Source organism: Parafrankia soli (assembly GCF_001854695.1).
Taxonomy (GTDB): domain Bacteria; phylum Actinomycetota; class Actinomycetes; order Frankiales; family Frankiaceae; genus Parafrankia; species Parafrankia soli.
Window position 1 is genome coordinate 1 of the sequence record NZ_MAXA01000170.1, and the last position, 1,424, is coordinate 1,424.

The 1,424-nt window shown below is 72.7% G+C and carries 1 protein-coding gene; it reads left to right on the plus strand.

Annotated elements, in window-relative coordinates:
- Nucleotides 1–103: 103 nt before the first annotated feature.
- Nucleotides 104–1,424: hypothetical protein (locus tag BBK14_RS14475; RefSeq protein WP_131802306.1), on the plus strand; the 1,321-nt coding region annotated here is incomplete at its 3' end.

Sequence of the window (1,424 nt, forward strand, 5' to 3'; positions counted from 1 at the left end):
CCGCCGCCTGACCTGTCCACCGGGGTCGAAGCCGCCGTCGACGACCTCCTCGTCCCGTGGGATCCCCTGCCCGTCCGGCCGCGTCGAGGGCGCGGGGACCCCGATGGGTAGCGACGGGAAGGCCGCCCACCAGACGTACGCGGTGAGCCCCACCCTCGACGAGTCCGCCGTCGGGACCGCCGTCCCCCCGGACGTCGTCGTGCTGGACGACGACGAGGTGGCAGCCGCAGGGGTCCACGAGATCCTCGCGGCCGCCACGGAGATCGCCGCCGGTGAGTCGACAACCGACGAGGGCCTGGCCGCCCAGTACGCGCTGTTCGCCGCCGCGATCCACGCCGCCCAGGGGCACGCCGCAGCAGAGGAGGCGGCCGGCGCGAACCTCGACCAGGCCCAGGCCGACATCAAGGCAGTCGCCGCTGACTACCTGAACGGACTCACCGAAGCCCAGCTGCAGACCCTCGCCGCGCTGCACGGCTTCGAACACCCCGCCCTCGTCGGGCTGAACAGCACCACCTCACCGCTCGCCTACTGGCTCAACCCCGCCTACCCCGACGGCCTCCCCAGCAAGATGGCGATCCAGACCAAAGCCCAGGAGCGGTTCGCCGCACTCGCCGCCGGCGAAACGGTCGCCGGAATGACCCTCGCCGACCTGCAGGCCCTCGAAGGGACACCGGTCGCCACTGGTGACAACCCCGCCAGCTCCGGTTCCTGGACGGCCACTGCGGAACAGGTCGAGGCCGCCCGGGCCGCTCTGACGGACGCCGTCGACACCTTCACCGCCAGCGCCGACGAGGCCACGGCACCGGCCGCGTTCGCCGCGATGATCGACGCGGAGAACCGGCTCGCCACCGCCACCTGCCCGCCGATGGCCGAGCAGCTCACCCTCGCCCAGGCGGCCGCCAGCCACCAGGTCGGCCAGGTCATCGACGGGGCGCTCACGGACACCAACAGCAGCGAGATGGTCGGCCCGCTTGTTGCACAGGCGCACGCCGGCGGGCAGCTCACCGACGCCGAGGCCACCCTGCTCGAACCCGCCCAGCAACTCGCCCTCCTACGCGCCTCCACACCTGCCGACCTCCAGGGCGCGGCACACCAGGCCGCCGCCTACCGGGCCGGTGAGCTCTCCGAGGCGCTGACGCTGCACGCGAAGATCGACGAGTATGTGCCCGCGTCGGGTGCCACCGGCCTGCACCTGCACGCCAGCGCTGCCGAGATCGTGGATTTCGCGCAGGTCACGAACCGCATGTACGCCCTGGACGCGAACATCGCCGGGTGGAAGGACCATGCGCACGGGGCGGGCGAGGGGCTCCTGGCCGCGCACACCGCGGCAGTGGCCGCCGCGCCCAGCCTGGACGCGCTGACAACACAGTTCGACACCTGGCAGAAACCGGTCCCGCTGACCACGCTGCAAGACGCGGCCGGTG